Below are 1,718 nucleotides of genomic sequence, written 5' to 3'. Positions count from 1 at the left end.
TTTTTTGGACTTGGTTTATGCTACTAGACCAAGACTTCGTCTATAAACCAAGGGACTCATACCCCCCAGACGCATCTTAATTCGTTTCTCATTGTACCATCGTATATAACAATCAAGTTCTTTAATAAACTGTTCTAAAGAGACTCCTTCCCAAGATCTACCGTAGAACATTTCCGTCTTAAGTGTACCGAAGAACCCTTCACATGCAGCATTATCGGGTGTACATCCTTTTTTGGACATAGAGCGAATCAAGCCATAAGTATCCATACGTAAGATCCAGCCAGGCCAGCGATAGTGACCACCTCGATCGCTATGTAAAATCGGGTGTTCATCATCGGACAGACAAGCGACTCCCTCATCCAGCATACTGTTAACAAGTTCTGCATCCGGGCTTGTTCCTATTGACCAACTTACGACCAGACCATCGAAGCAATCAAGGATTGGCGAAAGATAGACTTTCCCTGCTGGTATTTGAAACTCCGTAAGATCAGTTACCCATTTCTCATTAGGTTTATCAGCATGAAAGTCACGGGCTAGAAGATTCGGCACAGCAGGGCTTATCTCTCCAAAATAGGAGTTATACCTACGCTTTTTCTTCCCGTGAATGATAAGCTGTTCTGCGCTCATTATCATCCGAATAACCTTTTCTGAACACGTAATACCTTCATTCTTGAGTACTGCATGGACACGCCTATATCCGTAGCAACACCTATTTTCGTTAAAAATGTCTCTTACCTTTGACCGCAACATAAAATATTTATCGGGTTGAGTTTGTGCCTTTCTTTGATAGAAATAGCTACTTTTTGCCATACCTGTTGCTTCTAGCAATTCATCAAGCTGGTATCTTGTCCTAAGGGCATCGATCACCATGGTTTTCTCTTTATTCGTCAGGTTTTGGCGATCGATGCCCAGGTCTTTTTTTATTATCTCTGCCGCTTTGGTCAGAATATCTATCTCTAACTGTAGTTTATGTACCTGTTTCCTTAATGACTCTAATTCTGCTTGAAGTTCATCCTTATCATCTGGAAGGTTTGGCTTTTTTGAATGAACCATGCTGTTCTCATCCTTTTTATCGAGAAGCTGCTTTTTCCAGTTGTACAAGCATGCTCTACTGACACCGTATTCTTCCGCAATAACGGCTGCAGATGTATCTCTTGTGCACAGGGAAATAACAGCATCCTTCTTCTTTTCTTCGCTAAATTGTATCATATCGCCATGGGTTATGCGAACTTTTCTTTGTCCTGGCGCTAATTTATCAATCCATTGCATCAGTGCTGTTCTTGACGGATATCCCAAGACCCTCACAGTTCGCCTGATACAGCGTCCGTGTTCCAGATAGTAATCGACAGCCTTTTGCTTCTGTTCTCTCGAAAATTTGGGCTCTCTCTCATAATCAGTATGTAAGTCACCTTTTTCTTTATACTCTTTGTACCACTTAATAAGAGCGTTACGTGTTGGGTAACCAAGTTCCCTGATTGTGTCTGCTACACTTAAGTCATATTTAATATATAGTTTCACTGCTTTAATACGATCTTCGTATGAGTACATGGACATCCTCCTGACTATTCCAAGTCCAGGATTTTGTCCGCACCCCCTTCTCGGTATTCTTATACTACCACAAACAGAGGCAGGTAAATTATGGCTTGAAGATTATGATTATATAGATAGCGACATGAAAATCGGTCCTGTAATTGTTCCCGAAAAGATTAGTTCTTTTG

At 41.2% G+C, this 1,718-nt stretch carries 1 protein-coding gene; it reads right to left on the bottom strand.

Translation table 11 applies throughout. The features are described from left to right. Positions 1 to 15: 15 nt before the first annotated feature. Complete coding sequence (locus tag G5B42_RS11630; RefSeq protein ID WP_181340635.1) at positions 16 to 1,548, bottom strand: IS3 family transposase; 1,533 nt, start codon at positions 1,546 to 1,548, stop codon at positions 16 to 18. Positions 1,549 to 1,718 lie beyond the last annotated feature (170 nt).

The organism is Capillibacterium thermochitinicola, from assembly GCF_013664685.1.
GTDB classification, from domain to species: domain Bacteria; phylum Bacillota; class UBA4882; order UBA10575; family UBA10575; genus Capillibacterium; species Capillibacterium thermochitinicola.
This window is presented reverse-complemented; position numbering and strand designations above follow the sequence as displayed.